This window comes from Nonomuraea sp. NPDC002799 (assembly GCF_053592075.1).
This window is the reverse complement of the sequence record NZ_JBSFVA010000007.1, coordinates 48,864-65,658: the sequence shown is the minus strand read 5'-3', so window position 1 is coordinate 65,658 and position 16,795 is coordinate 48,864. Positions and strand designations below refer to the sequence as shown.

Annotated in this window: 14 protein-coding genes; 3 read left to right on the top strand and 11 right to left on the bottom strand. The window is 73.1% G+C overall.

Annotated features, from left to right (window positions below; genetic code table 11):
* The first annotated feature begins 150 nt into the window (after positions 1 to 150).
* Both ACWD0F_RS15730 and ACWD0F_RS15725 read left to right on the top strand, forming a co-directional pair.
* Positions 151 to 789 carry a bifunctional 4-hydroxy-2-oxoglutarate aldolase/2-dehydro-3-deoxy-phosphogluconate aldolase gene (locus ACWD0F_RS15730; protein ID WP_449875865.1) on the top strand — a complete coding sequence of 213 codons (639 nt, stop codon included), beginning with the start codon at positions 151 to 153 and terminating at the stop codon, positions 787 to 789.
* 49 nt (positions 790 to 838) lie between these two features.
* Positions 839 to 1,744: a D-isomer specific 2-hydroxyacid dehydrogenase family protein gene (locus ACWD0F_RS15725; RefSeq protein ID WP_449875863.1), complete on the top strand. Its 906-nt coding sequence runs from the start codon at positions 839 to 841 to the stop codon at positions 1,742 to 1,744.
* A 41-nt stretch (positions 1,745 to 1,785) separates the two neighbouring features.
* Here the strand turns inward: ACWD0F_RS15725 and ACWD0F_RS15720 are convergent, their stop codons facing one another.
* The 7 genes from ACWD0F_RS15720 to ACWD0F_RS15690 all read right to left on the bottom strand — a co-directional run bounded on the left by ACWD0F_RS15720 (position 1,786) and on the right by ACWD0F_RS15690 (position 10,428).
* The gene (locus tag ACWD0F_RS15720) at positions 1,786 to 3,684 is read right to left on the bottom strand and encodes a protein kinase domain-containing protein (protein WP_449875861.1); all 1,899 of its coding nucleotides are present in this window, start codon (positions 3,682 to 3,684) and stop codon (positions 1,786 to 1,788) included.
* A gap of 115 nt (positions 3,685 to 3,799) precedes the next feature.
* Positions 3,800 to 4,945 (bottom strand): cytochrome P450, encoded by a 1,146-nt coding sequence (locus tag ACWD0F_RS15715; protein WP_449875859.1) that lies wholly within the window; start codon positions 4,943 to 4,945, stop codon positions 3,800 to 3,802.
* Positions 4,946 to 5,142: 197 nt separating this feature from the next.
* Positions 5,143 to 5,934, bottom strand: coding sequence for an IclR family transcriptional regulator (locus ACWD0F_RS15710; protein WP_449875857.1), 792 nt, complete (start codon positions 5,932 to 5,934; stop codon positions 5,143 to 5,145).
* Between the two features lie 79 nt (positions 5,935 to 6,013).
* Positions 6,014 to 6,754 (bottom strand): XdhC family protein, encoded by a 741-nt coding sequence (locus tag ACWD0F_RS15705; RefSeq protein WP_449875855.1) that lies wholly within the window; start codon positions 6,752 to 6,754, stop codon positions 6,014 to 6,016.
* On the bottom strand, positions 6,751 to 9,099 hold the full coding sequence (locus ACWD0F_RS15700) for an aerobic carbon-monoxide dehydrogenase large subunit (RefSeq protein WP_449875853.1): 2,349 nt from the start codon (positions 9,097 to 9,099) through the stop codon (positions 6,751 to 6,753). Before ACWD0F_RS15700 ends, ACWD0F_RS15705 begins: the two co-directional genes overlap by 4 nt.
* On the bottom strand, positions 9,096 to 9,566 hold the full coding sequence (locus tag ACWD0F_RS15695) for a (2Fe-2S)-binding protein (RefSeq protein WP_449875852.1): 471 nt from the start codon (positions 9,564 to 9,566) through the stop codon (positions 9,096 to 9,098). The genes ACWD0F_RS15700 and ACWD0F_RS15695 overlap by 4 nt, the downstream gene beginning before the upstream one ends.
* Position 9,567: 1 nt before the next feature.
* Complete coding sequence (locus ACWD0F_RS15690; protein WP_449875850.1) at positions 9,568 to 10,428, bottom strand: FAD binding domain-containing protein; 861 nt, start codon at positions 10,426 to 10,428, stop codon at positions 9,568 to 9,570.
* An 85-nt stretch (positions 10,429 to 10,513) separates the two neighbouring features.
* Between ACWD0F_RS15690 and ACWD0F_RS15685 the strand changes: the two genes are divergently transcribed.
* Entirely contained in the window at positions 10,514 to 11,422 is a 909-nt protein-coding gene (locus tag ACWD0F_RS15685; protein WP_449875848.1) for a LysR family transcriptional regulator, read from the top strand.
* A gap of 2 nt (positions 11,423 to 11,424) precedes the next feature.
* Here ACWD0F_RS15685 and eda read toward each other — a convergent pair whose 3' ends face one another.
* From eda to zwf, 4 genes are all read right to left on the bottom strand, one after another.
* Positions 11,425 to 12,060 (bottom strand): bifunctional 4-hydroxy-2-oxoglutarate aldolase/2-dehydro-3-deoxy-phosphogluconate aldolase, encoded by a 636-nt coding sequence (gene eda / locus ACWD0F_RS15680; protein WP_449876317.1) that lies wholly within the window; start codon positions 12,058 to 12,060, stop codon positions 11,425 to 11,427.
* Between the two features lie 88 nt (positions 12,061 to 12,148).
* On the bottom strand, positions 12,149 to 13,114 hold the full coding sequence (gene glk, locus ACWD0F_RS15675; RefSeq protein ID WP_449875846.1) for a glucokinase: 966 nt from the start codon (positions 13,112 to 13,114) through the stop codon (positions 12,149 to 12,151).
* Positions 13,115 to 13,241: 127 nt separating this feature from the next.
* Positions 13,242 to 15,185 (bottom strand): phosphogluconate dehydratase, encoded by a 1,944-nt coding sequence (edd, locus tag ACWD0F_RS15670; protein ID WP_449875844.1) that lies wholly within the window; start codon positions 15,183 to 15,185, stop codon positions 13,242 to 13,244.
* A 35-nt stretch (positions 15,186 to 15,220) separates the two neighbouring features.
* Positions 15,221 to 16,696, bottom strand: a complete 1,476-nt coding sequence (gene zwf / locus ACWD0F_RS15665; protein ID WP_449875842.1) for a glucose-6-phosphate dehydrogenase — start codon at positions 16,694 to 16,696, stop codon at positions 15,221 to 15,223.
* Between the last annotated feature and the right edge of the window lie 99 nt (positions 16,697 to 16,795).

The following is a 16,795-nucleotide window of genomic DNA, read 5'->3' as shown; positions in this document are numbered from 1 at the left end:
CCCGCCAACGGTTCCTGCTTCAGCGTTACTCATGGGCGGCTTGTGGTCAAGGTATCCGGTTTGGGGTCTAAAGTCTGGGCTGTGGGCTTCTGGGGGATGGTGGCGAGGGTTCTGCCCGCGTATCCGGCTCTCGTTGTTCGAAGGGGAGTCATGTACCGCTGGGAGATCGTCCAGGCTGTCACCGGGCAGCGGGTGTTCGGGATCGTCAGGACCGCGGGGCCCGATGAGGCGGTGGCCGCCGCGCAGGCCGTGCTGGACGCCGGGCTGCACGCCGTCGAGGTGGCGCTCACCACGCCGCGGGCGCTCACCGCCATCGCGCGGCTCACGGAGCTGCGGCCCGGGGCGCTGGTCGGCGCCGGGACCGTGCTCGACGCCGCGGCGGCCCGCGCCGCCGTCGAGGCCGGCGCCCGCTTCCTCGTCTCGCCCCACCTGAACCCCGACGTCATCCGCGCCGGGCACCGCTACGGCGTGCCGGTCTTCCCCGGGGTGTTCACCCCGGCGGAGATCGTGCGCGCCCTGGAGGAGGGCGCGGACGCGGTCAAGATCTTCCCGGCCTCCGCCGTGTCGCCCTCCTGGCTGCGTGACGTGCGGGCCGCGCTGCCGCAGGTGCCCGCCATCCCCACCGGTGGGGTGACCATCGACGACGCGCCGGACTGGATCGCGGCCGGCGCCGTGGCCTGCGGCATGGGGGCCGCGCTCACCTCTGGCGGCGCGCAGGCGGCGCGCGAGCGGGTCACCGCGCTGCTCGCCAGGCTCGCCGCACCCGGGCGGCCCGGTGGAGCTTGCTGACCCCCGCCATCAGAGGAGAAGCCATGATCGCCGCCGTTGAGGAGAGCGCATGACCGTCGCCGTCCATGTCGGCCCCGAGCCGGTGCCCGTGCTCATCGACGCCGTACGCCGCGCGGGCGGCCGGGTCGTGCCGCTGGACGAGGCCGAGGCCATCGTCTACTACGGCAACGACGACCCGGAGGAGGTGCGGTCCATGCTGCACGACCGCATCCGCTGGGTGCAGCTCCCGCACGCGGGCGTCGAGCGGTGGGCCGACGCCGGGGTCATCACCGCGCGTCCCGTCTTCACCGCCGCCACCGGCTCCTACGGCGCGCCCGTGGCCGAGCACGCGCTGGCTCTGCTGCTGGTGGCCGCCCGCGGGCTGCACCGGCTGGCCAGGGCGACGACGTGGGGGCCCAACACCTCCAGGGAGCTGGCCGGCTCGACGGTCGCCATCGTCGGCTGCGGCGGCATCGGCCGGGCGCTGATCCGGCTGCTGGAGCCGTTCGGCTGCTCGATCGTGGCGGTCAGCGACAGCGGCGAGGTGCCCGGCGCGACCAGGGTCCTCCCGCGCGCCCGCTATCGCGAGGCGCTGCCCGAGGCCGGGTACGTCGTCGTCGCGGCGCCCGCCACCCCCGGCACCAGGGGCATGTTCGCCGCCCGCGAGTTCGGCCTCATGCGCCAGGACGCCTGGCTGGTGAACGTCGCCAGAGGCGGCCTCGTCGTCACCGACGACCTGGTGACCGCGTTGCGTACGGGCCGCATCGGCGGTGCGGCGCTCGACGTCACCGACCCCGAGCCGCTGCCGGCCGGGCATCCGCTGTGGGAGCTGGAGAACGTGCTGATCACACCGCACAGCGCCAATCCGCGCCAGGCATACTGGCGCGGCCTGGCCGAACGCGTCACCGCCAACGTCCGCCACTTCGGCGCCGGCGACCCGCTGGAGGGACGCATCTCCCCGTCACAGGGCTTCTGACGGCACCATGCCACCGGGACTTCCCGACGTTTTGATCGCGCTCACCCGAGGCTGAGCCGGGCTCCCGTGCTCAGGCCCGAGTCGTGCACTTCCAGCCCCCGGGCGGCGAGGCTTTTCGGCAGCTCGAAGACCAGCGCGCCGGTGAACGACCGGCCGGCTTCGATGCGGATCGGCGTGATCTCCTTGCCGCCGCTGTCGAGCAGCTTGGTGCCGCCGTGCAGCGCGTCCTCCTCGTCGATCAGCTTCTGCTGACCGGGGTAGAGCACCCGGGCCTCCTGGCCGACGTTGTTGACGCGGACGCCGATCTGGCACGTGCGCTTGGCCGCGGTCTTGGCGGGCTTGGGGCACTTCGTGCTCGTCACGGCGAACTCCAGCTTGCCGTCCTGCACCGGCCCGTCCTCGCCGACGGCGGGGGTGCGCCACACCCAGGCGAGCACGGTCAGCAGCAGCACCAGCAGCAGCGCCGCGATGACGAGGGCCGTCAGGCAGCCCGCGAGCACGCTCCGCTTGCGCTTGGCGGGCGGGTAACCCGGGAGCGGCCCCTGGCCGGTGGTCGCGTGATGGGGCACGTGCCCGGCTTGGTGGGGGAGCGGGACGTGCCCGAGCGGGCCCGTCCGGTCCAGATGCGGCGGCTGCGGCACCCGCCCCGTCCCGGGCACGGGACCGGTGCGCTCGGCCCGCGGCGGCTGCTGTCCACGGGGAACCCCCGGTGTGGGGCCGGTGCGTTCGGCCGGTGGTGGCTGGTGCAGGTTGCGGGCGACGCCGGGCGTGGGCCCGGTGCGTTCCGCCGGTGGTGGCTGGCGCAGGTTGCGGGGAGTGCCGGGGGTGGGCCCGGTGCGTTCCGCAGGCGGCGGTTGGTGGAGGTTGCGGGCAACACCGGGCGTAGGTCCGGTGCGTTCCGCCGGTGGCACCTGCTGGGGTGCGCGGACGTCGGGCGGCACCTGGTGGGATGCGCGGACGTCGGGGCGGCGCGGCGGCTGGGGCCGGCCGGTGCCCGGCGCCTGGCCGGTGCGGTCGGGCGGCATCGGCTGCGGCGCGTGCGGCATCAGCGGCTGGAACTCCGAGGCGTTCCACGCGTTGGTCAGATGCTTGGTCGCGGCGAGTTGCGCCGCCGGCTCGTCGGCCGCCTCCACCAGCTCCAGCAGCAGTTGCCGGGCCGCCGGACGGCGCGCGGGGTCGGGATGGATGGCCGCGGCCACCAGCCGGTCGAGCGGCGCGGGCAGCCCCCGCAGGTCCGGCGGCGCGGTGCGGGCCCGTGCCGCCATCACGTAGGCGTCGCCCTCGCCGAACGGATGCCCGCCGAGCCCCGCGTACGCGATGAGCGACCCCCACGCGAACACGTCGCCCGCCGGGCTGGTGCGCCCCTCGAAGACCTGCTCGGGAGCGATCCATCCGGGTGTGCCCATCACCATGCCGGCGTTGGTGTGCCGGGCGTCCACGTGTGAGGACCTGGCCAGGCCGAAGTCGATCACCCGGGGCCCGGCCAGCGTCAGCATGACGTTGGCCGGCTTGAGGTCGCGGTGCACGAGCCCCGCCGCGTGGATCGCGGTCAGCGCGGCGGCCACGCCGACGGCCGCGGAGTGCAGCACCGACGGCGACAGCGCGCCGTGCTCGATCAGGTGGTTCTCCAGGGAGATGCCGTCGATGTACTCGGTCACCAGGTAGAGGACGCCGCCGTCCTCGCCGTGGTCGAGCACGCGCGCCGTGCAGAACGAGGCCACCTTGCGCGCGTTGGACACCTCTTCGTTGAAGCGCGCGCGGTAGACCGGGTCCGCGGCGAAGTCGCGGCGGATCGCCTTGAGCGCCACCCGCGTGCCGTCGGCCCCCTTGGCGAGGTAGACCGTGCCCATTCCGCCCGAGCCGAGACGGCTGATCAGCTCATATGAGCCGATCGCCGGCGGATCTTCCGGCGTCAGCGGAGTGCCTGCGGAGCGCCCCAACGTCGCCGTCCTCTCGCCGTCGTCATCCCGTCCCCTCAACCCGAACCGTTCCTCCGCCCGGCATGGCCTATTTCCACCCAAGACTCTAACGGAGGAAGGGCCTGCCCGGTGGCGTCTAGGTCTGAGCGGACTGGCGGCGGACGGGGCGCATCGTCACCCGCAGGCGCGCGAGATTGATCGTGTGCGGGAGCGGCCGGCGCGGGGAGAGCGGCCGCCCGACCGGCTTGGGGCGGGCCGTGCGCAACATGCCGCCGAGGAAGGCGGTCCCGACCGCGAGCGTCAGGTGCACGCCGCCGCAGCCGGGCATGGCCCACCACTCCTGCGCGGCGGTGCCGTCCAGCCAGATCTCCGGCGTGAACGTGTCCGCGTACGCCAGGCGCGGGTTGCGCTGGTGCGCGGCCATCGGCACGAGCACGGTGGTGCCGGGGGGCAGGGTGGCGCCGTACCAGTCGGTCTCGGTGGTGGTGACCCGGGACAGCGCGGGCACGGGCGGCCACAGGCGCAGCGCCTCGCGCAGGCAGGCCCGCAGATGGTCGGCGTCGGCGCGGGCCGCCTTGCGGTGCGCGGGGTGGACGGCGAGCAGGGCCAGCGTCTGCATCAGGCCCGTCCCGGCCACGCCGAGCCCCATCAGCCAGAACGCCGCCTGCATGAGCCCGCGTGAGTCGGCCTCGCCGGACCTCTCGGCGATCAGCCCGGCCAGGCTGCCGGGCTCGGCGCGGCGCAGGTGGTCGATGATCCGCGCGTCGTAGCGGCCGGCGAGGAGGTCCTGGCGGCGCCTGGCCCGCCACCTGCCCGCCCGCGTCACGCCCGTCAGCAGCCGGGTGAGCTCCTCGTCGCGGGCCGCGCCGTCGCCGTAGACGCAGCGCCGGGCCACGCGCTGCCAGCGGGCGTTGAGCCGCGCGTAGTCCACCACGCCCTCGGTCAGCGTGCCGGCCTCCTCGCGGGCGATCTCGATGAACGCCGGCCGCAGCACGTCCGTCGGCAGGCCGAAGGGGCGCTGCTCGACGGACGGGGCGTACGCGTCGTCCCCCTCCGACAACACGCGCAGCGCGTCGCGCTTGGACAGGACCAGCAGCGCGGGGCCGCGCAGGCCGCGCACCAGCACGGGCCGGCCGCCGTAGCGGCTCTCCAGGTCGGCCACCAGCGCCCGCGAGCGCAGCGGGTCGCGGCCGGGGGTCAGGTGCGGCGTGCCCGGCGGGACGAGCGTGGCCGCCAGCCGGACGCTCTCCAGCGTGGTGGCCCTGGGCAGCCCCCTAGGCACGCGCCGCCTGCTCGACCGGCGCCCGCGGATCCGGGGCTGTCCAAGGCCGGACCGCGGGCGCCTCCTGGGTGGCCGGAGCGGGAAGGAAGTCCATGAGTCGATGTGATCGCCCGGCGCCCGGTCCGCGCAATCACGGATTTCGGTCAGTGGAACACTTTCGGTCGCGAGATTCGCGGGCGTCCCAGTGACCGGAACACCTACACGCCGAGCAGCGCGGCCGAGAGGGCCCGGGCGGCGCCGCGCACGGTGCTGCCCAGCTTGGCGAGCGGCGCCGCGGCGGCGGGCGCGGCCACGCCCAGCGACATGCAGATCCGGCCGCCCGGCCCGAAGACGGGGGCGGCCACGCAGGCCACGCCCTCGGTGTATTCCTCCAGCGCGTACGCCACGCCGTGCCGGCGGATCTGGGCCAGCTCGCGCTCCAGCCGGCCCGGCGTGGTGATCGTCCGCGACGTCATGCGCTCGAACGACCCGCGCGCCAGCAACTCCTGGCGCAGCGCGGGATCGAAGGCCAGCAGCGTCTTGCCCGTGGCCGTGCAGTGCAGCGGCGCCCGGTCGGCGTCGTCGGAGCGCGAGCCGACCCGGTTGTGCCCGTAGAGGCGCTCGACGTAGCGCGCCTCCAGGCTGGCGGGCACGGCCAGGTTGACCGTCTGCCTGGTGCTCTCGTAGAGGTAGAGCAGGTAGGGGAGCACCACCCGGCGGGTGCCGGGCACCCGGGCACGGGTGATGCCCGCCATCGACTCCAGCAGCTCGCCGGGCAGATAGCCGTTGCCCACCCGCCTGGCCAGCGCGCGCGAGCACAACACGCCGAGCAGCCGGTGGGCGGTCGACTTGGGCAGGCCGGTGCGGCGGCACAGGTCGGACAGGCTCATGGGGCGGGCGGCGGCGCTCAGCGCGAGCAGGAGGTCGATCCCGCGCTCCAGGCTTCCCGGCTGCGCCGCCGGGCGTACGTCGATCAGCGGTGGCGCCTGACGGGCCGTTGGCGTCGGCATGAATGTCCTTTCACCCTCCGAGGAGCGGAAAGGGCTACCCGGGGTCAGCGGTTTTCCGTTACTTGACGTACCCGCTCGACTACCGCTGATACCCGCCGATGATCTCCGCGTACACGGAAACAGCCACTTCACCAGGTGTTCTGGCCCCTATGTCCAGACCCGCCGGAACTCGGATCCGCTCACCTCCCTCCACCCGCGCCAGGACCGCCGCGCCGCGCTTGCGGCTGGCGATCAGGCCGATGTACGGGACGCCCTTGGCCAGCGCGTCGCGCAACACCGGCTCCTCGGCCACGCCGTGCGAGGCGACCAGCACGGCGGAGGTGTCGGCCGCGACCGCGGTGAGCGGGTCCGAGGCGACCTCGATCTGGTAGCCGAGTGCCTTGCCGACCGCGGCGAAGGCCCTGGCGATGGGGCTGTCGCCGTACACGTGGACGAGCACGGGAGGCAGCACGGCCTCCAGGAAGATCTCCAGCGTGCCGCCCGACAGGCACGGCTGGCCCACGGCGACCAGGCCCTCCTCCTCGCGTGGCGCGTCGGCCTCCGGGGTGATCCGCAACAGCGTGGCCTGCCCGGTGCGCAGCAGCCGCAGCCCCTGCGCCCGGACGGTGTCGGTGGCGCAGACGCCGCCGACGAACCCCTCGATCGTCCCGTCGGGCAGCACCAGCGCGCGGTCGCCCGCCTTCGCGCTGGTCGGCCGCTGCGCCCGGACGACCGTGGCCAGCACGTACGGCTCCCGCCCCGACCGCAGCCGCGCGACCCGGGTGTCCAGGTCCACGGCCGGCTGCGGGCGGGGCGCGGGCATGCCGAGGAAGTCGGTCACGAGATCGCCAGGTCGGTGCGGAACGGATCGCCGTGGATCACGCGCCAGACGTTCGCGGGGGTGAGCGGCATGTCGGCATGGCGCACGCCGTACGGCTGAAGCGCGTCCACCACGGCGTTGACCACGGCCGGCGGGGACCCGACGGTGGCCGACTCGCCGACACCCTTGGCCCCGATGGGATGCGTCGGCGACGGCGTCACGGTCTCGCCCAGCTCCCACGACGGGCACTCCATCGAGGTCGGCAGCAGGTAGTCCATGAACGACGCCCCGAGATGGTTGCCGTCCTCGTCGAACGCCATCACCTGCATCAGCGCCATCCCGATCCCGTCGGCCAGACCGCCGTGGATCTGCCCCTCGACGATCATCGGGTTGATCCGCACGCCGCAGTCGTCCACCGCCACGAACCTGCGCACCTTCACCTGCCCGGTGCCCGGGTCGACGTCCACGACGCAGATGTAGGCGCCGAACGGGTAGGTGAGGTTGGGCGGGTTGTAGACGGTGGTGGCGTCCAGGTGGCCCTCGACGCCCTCGGGCAGCTCCAGGTTGGAGTGCGCGGCCAGCGCGATCTCCGCCATCGACCGGCCGGTCGACGGGTCGCCCACGACCGACCACTTGCCGCCGGCCCACTCCAGGTCCTCCGGCGCGGCCTCCAGCATGGCCGCCGCGACGATCTTGGCCCGGTCGCGCACCTTCCGCGACACGATCGCCGCCGCCGCCCCGGAGACGGGGGTGGAGCGGGAGCCGTAGGTGCCCAGCCCGAACGGCGTCTGGTCGGTGTCGCCGTGCACCACCTCGACGTCGTCGGCCGGGATGCCCAGCTCCTGCCCGACGATCTGGGCGAACGTGGTCTCGTGCCCCTGGCCCTGCGACTGGCACGACACCCGCAGCACCGCCTTGCCCGTCGGATGCACGCGCAGCTCGGCGCCGTCGGCCATGCCGAGGCCCAGGATGTCCATGTGCTTGCGCGGGCCGGCGCCGACGGCCTCGGTGAAGAAGCTGATGCCGATGCCCATCAGCTCGCCCCTGGCCCGCTTGTCGGCCTGCTCGGCGCGGAGCTTGTCGTAGCCGGCCATGTCCAGGGCCAGGCGCAGCGCCTTGGGGTAGTCGCCCGAGTCGTACTCCCAGCCGGTGGGGGAGTGGTAAGGGAACTGGTCAGGCTTGAGCAGGTTGCGCGTCCGCAGCTCGGCCGGGTCCAGGCCGAGCTCGGCGGCCAGCACGTCGACCATGCGCTCGACCAGGTAGACGGCCTCGGTGATGCGGAAGGAGCAGGCGTAGGCGACGCCTCCGGGGGCCTTGTTGGTGTAGACGCCGGTGACCTCGCAGTGCGCGGCCTCGATGTCGTAGGAGCCGGAGAAGACGTGGAAGAACCCGGCGGGGAACTTGGTGGGCTGCGCGGTGCCGTTGAAGGCGCCGTGGTCGGCCAGCACCTTGACCCTGATCGCCTGGATCCGGCCGTCGCGGGTCGCGGCCACCTCGCCGCGCATGTGGTAGTCGCGGGCGAAGGAGGTGCTCATGAGGTTCTCGGAGCGGTCCTCCATCCATTTGACCGGCTTGCCGGTGACGATGGAGCCGACGATCGCACAGACATATCCCGGATAAATCCCGACCTTTCCGCCGAATCCGCCGCCGATGTCCGGTGAGATCACCCGGATCTTGTGCTCCGGCAGCCCGGCCACCATCGCGTACAGCGTGCGGTGCGCGTGCGGCGCCTGCGTGGGGCACCAGACGGTCAGCTTGCCGGTCACCTTGTCGAAGTCGGCCACCGCGCCGCACGTCTCCAGCGGCGCCGGGTGCACGCGCGGGTAGATCATGTCCTGCGCCACCGTGACCTCGGCCTGCTCGAAGAGCGTGTCGGTCCGGGCCCGGTCGCCCGCCTCCCAGTCGAAGATGTGGTTGCCGGTACGGCCTTCGAGATCGTCCCTGATCACCGGCGCGCCGGGGTCGAGCGCCTTCCTGGCGTCGATGACCGCGTCGAGGGGCTCGTAGTCGACGTCGATCAGCTCCAGCGCGTCACGGGCCGAGTAGGGGTCCTCGGCCACCACGAACGCGACCTCCTGCCCCTGGAAGCGCACCTTGTCGGTGGCCAGCACGGCCTGGGTGTCCTGCGACAGCGTGGGCATCCAGGCCAGGCCGAGCCCCGCCAGGGTCTGCCCGGTGATGACCGCCTTGACCTTCGGATGCGCCTCGGCGGCCGAGGTGTCGATCGACAGGACGCGGGCGTGGGCGTGCGGGCTGCGCAGCACGGCGCCGTACAGCATGCCGGGCAGGCGTACGTCGTCGGTGTAGTTGCCGCGGCCCCTGATGAAACGGGCGTCCTCTTTGCGCTGCATGCGTCCGTAGCTCATGAGCTCTTCGCCTCCTCGTCCGCGGCCCACCGGATGGCGCGGACGATGTTCTCGTAGCCGGTGCAGCGGCAGAGTTGCCCCGAGATGGCCTCGCGGATCTGGCCCTCGTCGGGGTTGGGCACGCGGTCGAGGAGCGCGCGGGCGGTCAGCAGCATGCCGGGCGTGCAGAACCCGCACTGCAGCCCGTGGCACTCCACGAACCCCTTCTGCACCGCGTCCAGCTCGCCGTCCCGCTCCAGCCCCTCCACGGTGGTCACCTCGTGGCCGTCGGCCATCACGGCGAGCACCGTGCACGACTTGACCGGAACGCCGTCGAGCCGCACCGTGCAGACGCCGCAGTTGGAGGTGTCGCAACCCCAGTGGGTGCCGGTCAGCGTCAGTTCGTCGCGCAGGAAGTGCACGAGCAGCAGCCTGGGCTCGACGTCCCTGGTGTACGGCTGCCCGTTCACGGAGACCGTGATCCGCATGTCAGATCCTCCCCGCGGCCCTGGCCAGCGCGCGCCGGGTCAGCTCGGCGGCCAGGTGGCGCTTGTAGTCGACGGGGCCGCGCTGGTCGGCGTGCGGCTCGCAGTGCTCGGCGGCGATCCGGCCCGCCTCCGCGAACGCCTCGTCGCCCGGCGGCCGCCCGGTCAGGTGCGCCTCGGCCTCCGGGGCGCAGAAGTGCTCGGCCCCGACGGCGGTCAGCCCGATGCCGGCCTGCGCGATCACGCCGTCCCTGACGGTGAGCACCGCGCCGGCCGCCGCCACCGGCCAGTCGCCGACACGCCGCTCGACCTTCTCGTACGCGCTGCCCGTCCCCGCCGCGATCGGCACGCGGAGCTGGACCAGCAGCTCGTTCGGCTGGACCGCGGTCTCGTACGGGCCCTCGTGGAAGGCGCGCAGCGGCACCGAACGCCGCCCGCCCGCGCCCTGGATCACCGCCGACGCGCGCAGCGCGGAGAAGACGGCCGAAAGGTCCTCCGAAGGGTCGCCTTGGCAGAGCGATCCGCCGACGGTGCCCCGATTTCTGACGACGGGGTCGGCGATAACGCGCTCAGCATCCTGAAATATCGGGAAAAGGTCGGTGGCCGTGGCGCTGTCGAGCAGCTCCGAGTGGCGGACCAGCGCGCCTATGACCAGCTCATCACCCTCGACGGCGATCCGCCCCAGCTCCGACAGGCCGTTGATGTCGATCAACGCCTCCGGCTGGGCCAGGCGCAGCTTCATCATGGGGATGAGACTGTGGCCGCCCGCCACGATTCTGGCTTCGGGGCCGTACCGCTCAAGGAGCTCGATCGCGTGCGGCACGCTGTCGGCCCTTTCGTATTCGAACCTCGCTGGAACCTGCATGCCTGCACATTGCTGTTACCGATTTGTCGCGACAATCCACAAATAAGGGATTCCTTAATGCGGTTCCGCGATCTATGAAGGAGCAATGACACTCGGCCAGCTAGGGGCGTTCGTCTTCGTCGCCCGTCTGGGTTCCGTCAAGGCGGCCGCCAGGGCGCTCGGCGTGAGCGAGCCCGCGGTCTCCCAGTCACTCGGGCAACTGCGCAAGCATCTCGGGGACCCGCTGCTGACCCGGTCCGGCGACGGGATGGTGCTGACGGAGGGCGGCCGGCGGCTGCTCGGCATCGCCGCCCAGATCGTCGCCCTCGGCGCGGAGGCGGTCGCCGCCGTCCAGCCCGGCCATCCCGCCCGGCTGCACGTCGTCATGGACGCCGAACTGGCCGAGTACGTCGCGGGGCCGCTCATCTGCCTCTTCGCGCAGCGCAAGGCGGTGGACGCGACCACCGGCGTGGCGGCCACCGCCGAGATGCCGCTCCTGCTGGCCAGCCGCCTGGCCGACGTCGCGCTGGGGGCGCAGGCGCAGGGCGACGGGCTGACGAGCCGGCCGGTGTTGCGCTGCCGCCTCATCGTGGTGGGCTCGCCGCGCGGGCGCCGGGACCACTGGCTGGTGGGCCCGTCCGGCGCCGACCCGGCCAGCGACACCAGCAGGCTGCTGCGCCTGCTGCGGGTGCCGGAGTCACAGGTGCGGGTCTTCGCCAACCAGACGGCGGCGTGGAAGGCCGCCGCCGAGGGCGCCGGGGTCGCGCCGGCCACCGCCCACCTGGTGGCCCCGCAACTGCGCAAGGGCGAGCTGGTGGCGATCGAGACCGCGGCGACCCCGCTGCCCGCCTACTGGTACGCCAGCACGCTCGAAGGGGCGAACCGGTCGGCCGCGGCGGGCACCTTCCTGGACTTCCTGACGACGCCGGCCGCGACCCAGATCATGCGCACGCCCGACGACGGCGTCCCGCGCAGCCGCTTCCGCCCGCCGGTCCGCGTCTCCATCTGGAGCTGACGTCAGCGGAGGGCGGCCGCCTCGGCGGCGAGCTTCTCCACGCGGCCCCAGTCGCCGGCCGCCAGCGCGTCGGCCGGGGTCAGCCAGGTGCCGCCGACGCAGCCCACGTTCGGCAGCGCGAGATAGCTGGGCGCGGTGTCGACCCGGATGCCGCCCGTCGGGCAGAACCGCACGTCGGGCAGCGGGCCGCCCATCGACTTCAGGTAGGGCACGCCGCCCGCGGCCTCGGCAGGGAAGAACTTCAGCTCCTTGATCCCCCGCTCGACCAGCGCCATCACCTCCGACACGGTCGCCGCGCCCGGCAGGAACGGGACACCGCTGGAGTCCATGGCCTCGACCAGCGACAACGTCGTGCCCGGCGAGACCAGGAACTTCGCTCCCGCCGCCACCGACGCCGCGATGTCGTCCGACGTCCTGATCGTGCCGGCCCCGACGGTCGCCTCCGGCACCTCGGCGGCGATCCTGGCGATGGCCTCGCGCGCGGCAGGCGTGCGCAGGGTCACCTCGATGACCGGCAGGCCACCGGCGACCAGCGCCCTGGCCAGCGGGACGGCGGTCTCGACGTCCTCGATCACCACGACGGGGACCACGGGGGCGAGATCGAGCAAGCTCATGAGTTCCTTCTCCTCGTCGGCCAGTCACGGCCGTCTAGTCCTGTACGAACGGGCCGGCCCGGAAGCGCCGCAGGCACACCCGCGCGGGGCGGCGCGGCCGGGCCCGGCGGCTTCATCCCACCAGTTCCGTCCGGGCGCGCTGGCTCAGCCAGGCGGCCGCGCCGGTCAGGGCCGGCTGGGCCGCGACGATCAGCGCGGTCCCGATGTCGCCGAGATAGTGGGCCATGTCGGGATTGCTGGTGAACCGGGCACGGAAGTTGCTGGTGCGCACCCGTTCCACGATACGGGGCAGCACTCCGCCGCCCAGATAGACCCCACCCCGAGCGCCCATGGTCAGCGCCACGTTCCCGGCGAAGCCGCCCAGCAGCCCGCAGAACACCTCCACCGTCTCCGCGCAGAGCGAGTCGTCCAGCCGGGCCACGATGTCGGAGGCGTTCAGGTCGGGTGCGGCGACGCCGTTGACCTGGGCCAGCGCCCGGTGCAGCCGGACGAGCCCCGGCCCGGACAGCAGGTGCTCGGCCACCACGTGCGGCAGCCCCTGGGACCGCAGCACCCGGACGATCTCCACCTCGCGCGCTTCCACCACCGGCACCGTGACGTGCCCGCCCTCGCCGGGGACGGCCGTCCAGCCGTCCCGGGACGGCACCAGCCCGCCGACGCCGAGCCCTGTGCCCGGTCCCAGCACGGCCTTGACCCCGTGGCGGAGCTCGGGGCCGCCCAGCGACACCAGGTCACCGGGGTCGAGGTGCGGCAGCGACACGGCCAGCGCCTCGAAGTCGTTGAGCAGCCGGACGTAGGGCAGGTGCAGATCGCGTACGGTCCCGGCCCACGGGGAGTTGGTGAGCTGGTAGTGCTCGCCGTCGATGGGGCCCGCCACGGCCAGGCAGGCCGCGCCCGGCCGCACGCCGCCCGCGTGCTCGGCGAGATAGGCGGTCACGGCGTCGCCGAGGGTCGCGTAGTCGGCGCCGGCCAGCACCGCGACGTTCGACGGCCGTGCTCCCGGCGAGGTGACCAGGCCGAACCGGGCGTTGGTCCCCCCGATGTCGGCCACCAGCCACGGAAGGTCAAAGGCACTCACCGCATACCTCCGGCGTTCAGGGCGGAGTCAAGATCGCTCGCCATATACCGAAGGATGCCACGGACGATCACAGCGCCTGATCGGGGGGCGTGAGCACCCACCGGCACAGGGCATGGTAGAGAACCGGTCACCGCACCAGTCCGGCCGATCGTGCGCCGCTGACGGCGCCTGCCTCCAGGTGCGAGGCGCCGGCCTCGGCGGGGAAGCCGAGGCCGGGCCCGTGGTCCGGCGACTCGGCGCCGCTCACCCCGAAGATCCCGGCGCCCTGCTCGGCGTGTCCCGCCATGCGGCGGAACGTCGCGAACAGCTCGCGGCCCGTCCCGACCCACTGCGCGTCGCTCAGCGGCCGGCCCTCGGGCCGGCGCCGGGCCAGCTCCTCGGCGGGCACCAGCAGCTCCAGCGTCCCGGCCGTGGAGTCCAGCCTGATCACGTCGTTCTCGCGCACCAGCGCGAGCGGCCCGCCGTCGGCGGCCTCGGGCGACAGGTGGATGGCCGCGGGCACCTTGCCGGAGGCTCCGGACATGCGCCCGTCGGTGACGATCGCCACCCGCTGCCCCCGGTCGAGCAGCACGGACAGCGGCGGCGTGAGCTTGTGCAGCTCCGGCATGCCGTTCGCGCTGGGCCCCTGGTAGCGGATGACGGCCACGAAGTCCTGCCCGTCCAGCTTGCCCGCCTCGAACGCGCTCAGCAGGTCGAGCTGGTCGTCGAAGACCTTGGCCGGCGCCTCGATCACCAGGTGCTCGGCCTTGACCGCGGACACCTTGCTGACGGCGCGGCCCAGGTTGCCCGTGACCATGTGGATCCCGCCGTCGGCGGAGAACGGCTCGGCGACCGGGCGCAGCACGTCCAGGTCCGAGCTGCCGCCCGTGACCGGCGACCACACCAGCTCGCCGTCCACCAGGGCCGGAGCCTCGCGGTAGCGGTCGAGCCCGCGCCCGGCCACGGTCAGCACGTCGGCGTGCAGCAGCCCCTCGTCGAGCAGGTCGCCGATGAGGACCTGCATGCCGCCGGCGTCGCGGAAGTGGTTCACGTCCGCCTGGCCGTTCGGGTACATCTTGGTCAGCGACGGCACGGCGCCCGAGAGCCGGGCCAGGTCGTCCCAGGTCAGCACGAGGCCCGCGGCCGCCGCCATGGCCACCAGGTGCAGCGTGTGGTTCGTGGAGCCGCCGGTGGCCAGCAGGGCCACGCAGGCGTTCACGATCGACTTCTCGTCGACCAGCTCGCCGATCGGCGTGTACTCCGAGCCGTGCGCGGTGATCTCCACCGCCCGGCGGCCGGCCGCTCCGGTGAGCGCGTGGCGCAGCTCGGTGTGCGGGTTGACGAACGTCGAGCCCGGCAGGTGCAGGCCCATGACCTCCATCAGCGCCTGGTTGGAGTTGGCGGTGCCGTAGAAGGTGCAGGTGCCGGGGGAGTGGTACGACTTCGACTCGGCGTCGAGCAGCTCGTCCCGGCCGACCTTGCCCTCGGCGAAGAGCTGGCGGGTGCGGGCCTTGACCTTGTTCGGCAGGCCGGAGGTCATCGGGCCCGCGGGCACGAAGATCGCGGGCAGGTGCCCGAAGTGCAGCGCCCCGATGAACAGCCCCGGCACGATCTTGTCGCACACGCCCAGCAGCAGCGTCGCGTCGAACATGTCGTGCGACAACGCGATCGCGGCCGCCATGGCGATCACGTCGCGGCTGTAGAGCGAGAGCTCCATGCCGGCCCGGCCCTGCGTGATGCCGTCGCACATCGCGGGCACGCCGCCCGCCACCTGCGCCACGCCGCCGGCCGCGCGCACGGCCGCCTTCAGCTCCGGCGGGTACGTCTCATACGGCTGGTGCGCGGAGAGCATGTCGTTGTAGCTGGTCACGATCGCCACACCGGGCTTGGCCGAGCCCGTCAGCGCCGGCTTGTCCGCGGCCGGGGCGGCGGCGAAGCCGTGCGCCAGGTTCGCGCAGCCCAGGTGGGCGCGGGCCGGGCCCTTGGCGCGGGCGGCGGCGCCGTCGCGGCGGATCCGCTCCAGGTAGGCGGCCCTGCTGGCCGCGCTGCGCTCGGCGATCCTGTCGGTGACTTCCTGAATGACGGGGTTCATGGACCCTCCTTCGCCGCGTCTGCTGATTCGCTCGTTCACGCTTCCTCCTCGTGCCAGGCGCGACCGCTGCGACCGAGCAGCTCGTGGGCTCCGGCGGGGCCGGTGCTTCCGGCGGGGTAGGGCTCGGGCAGGCCGGCCGAGGACTCCCAGGTCTGCAGGATCGGGTCGATCCAGCGCCAGGCCGCCTCCACCTCGTCCCGCCGCATGAACAGCGTCGGGTTCCCGGCCAGCACGTCGGTCAGCAGCCGCTCGTACGCCTCCGGCACCCGCGCCGTGAACGTCTTGCCGAAGCTGAGCGACAGCGGCACAGGCTTCAGCGCCACCTCGCCCGCGCCCGGCTCCTTGGCCATGATGTGCAGCTCGATGCCCTCCTCCGGCTGCAGCCGGAGCACCAGGCGGTTCGGCGTGCCGCCGGGGAAGATGGAGTGCGGCACGTCCTTGAACTGCACCACGATCTCCGAGCGCCGGTGCGGCAGCCGTTTGCCGGTGCGCAGGTAGAACGGCACCCCCGCCCACCGCCAGTTCTTGATCTCCGCCCGGATCGCGGTGAACGTCTCCACCCGCCGCGAAGCCTCGGTCGTCGGCGTGGACGCGGGCTCGTCGAGGTAGCCCGGCATGCCATCGGCCTCGACGTACTGGCCGCGCACGGTGAACCGGTCGACCTCCGTGCCGGTGATCGGCCGCAGCGCCTGCAGCACCTTGACCTTCTCGTCGCGGATGGACTCGCGGTCGTTGCGGGCCGGCGGCTCCATCGCGGTCAGCGTGAGGAGCTGGAGCAGGTGGTTCTGCACCATGTCACGCAGCGCGCCGGCGTCGTCGTAGTAGCCGCGCCGCCCGGGCGTGCCGACGGTCTCGGCGGCGGTGATCTGGACGTGGTCGATCCACAACGAGTTCCAGATCGGCTCCAGGAAGGCGTTGGCGAAGCGCAGGACCAGCAGGTTCTGGACGGTCTCCTTGCCCAGGTAGTGGTCGATGCGGAAGATCTGGCGCTCGTCGAAGATGGCGCCGACCTCGTCGTTGATCCGCTGCGCGCTCGGCAGGTCGTGGCCCAGCGGCTTCTCCAGCACCACCCGCGAGCGCGGCGTCACCAGCCCGGCCTCCGCCAGCTCCCGGCAGAAGGGCCCGAACGTCCGGGGCGGGCTGGCCAGGTAGAAGACCCGGTCGCGCTGCTCGTGGCCGGCCAGCAGCCGGGTGAGCGCGCTCCAGCCGGAGGGGTCCGCGCCGCCGACGTCGACGGACACGTGGTGCAGGCGGCCGAGGAAGCGCTGCCACACGGCGGGATCGTCGGTGGGGACCTGGTCGCGTACCTCGGCGTCCACCTTGCCGCGGAAGTCGGCGTCGGTCAGCCCGCCCCTGGACATGGCGATGACGCGGGTCTCCGGAGAGAGCCGGCCGTCCCTGTCGCTGTGGTACAGCGCCGGGAGCAGCTTGCGCATGGACAGGTCGCCGGTGCCGCCGAAGACGACGAGGTCGGCGGTGTAGGTGGGGGTGGCTGGCGGGTGGGTGGACACGGTGGATGCTCCGATGATCTACCAAGCAGGGACAGAACGGACACTAACCAGAGTTTCGGTCATACACAAGCGGAGTTTTGCTATTTGAGATGAAAAAGT

What these genes read in the sequence shown, in the direction of transcription:
- ACWD0F_RS15700 (WP_449875853.1), bottom strand. Translation starts at nt 9,099, where the DNA reads ATGAGCTACGGACGCATGCAGCGCAAAGAGGACGCCCGTTTCATCAGG.
- ACWD0F_RS15685 (WP_449875848.1), top strand. Translation starts at nt 10,514, where the DNA reads ATGACACTCGGCCAGCTAGGGGCGTTCGTCTTCGTCGCCCGTCTGGGT.
- ACWD0F_RS15710 (WP_449875857.1), bottom strand. Translation starts at nt 5,934, where the DNA reads ATGCCGACGCCAACGGCCCGTCAGGCGCCACCGCTGATCGACGTACGC.
- ACWD0F_RS15690 (WP_449875850.1), bottom strand. Translation starts at nt 10,428, where the DNA reads ATGCAGGTTCCAGCGAGGTTCGAATACGAAAGGGCCGACAGCGTGCCG.
- ACWD0F_RS15730 (WP_449875865.1), top strand. Translation starts at nt 151, where the DNA reads ATGTACCGCTGGGAGATCGTCCAGGCTGTCACCGGGCAGCGGGTGTTC.
- edd (WP_449875844.1), bottom strand. Translation starts at nt 15,185, where the DNA reads ATGAACCCCGTCATTCAGGAAGTCACCGACAGGATCGCCGAGCGCAGC.
- ACWD0F_RS15695 (WP_449875852.1), bottom strand. Translation starts at nt 9,566, where the DNA reads ATGCGGATCACGGTCTCCGTGAACGGGCAGCCGTACACCAGGGACGTC.
- ACWD0F_RS15725 (WP_449875863.1), top strand. Translation starts at nt 839, where the DNA reads ATGACCGTCGCCGTCCATGTCGGCCCCGAGCCGGTGCCCGTGCTCATC.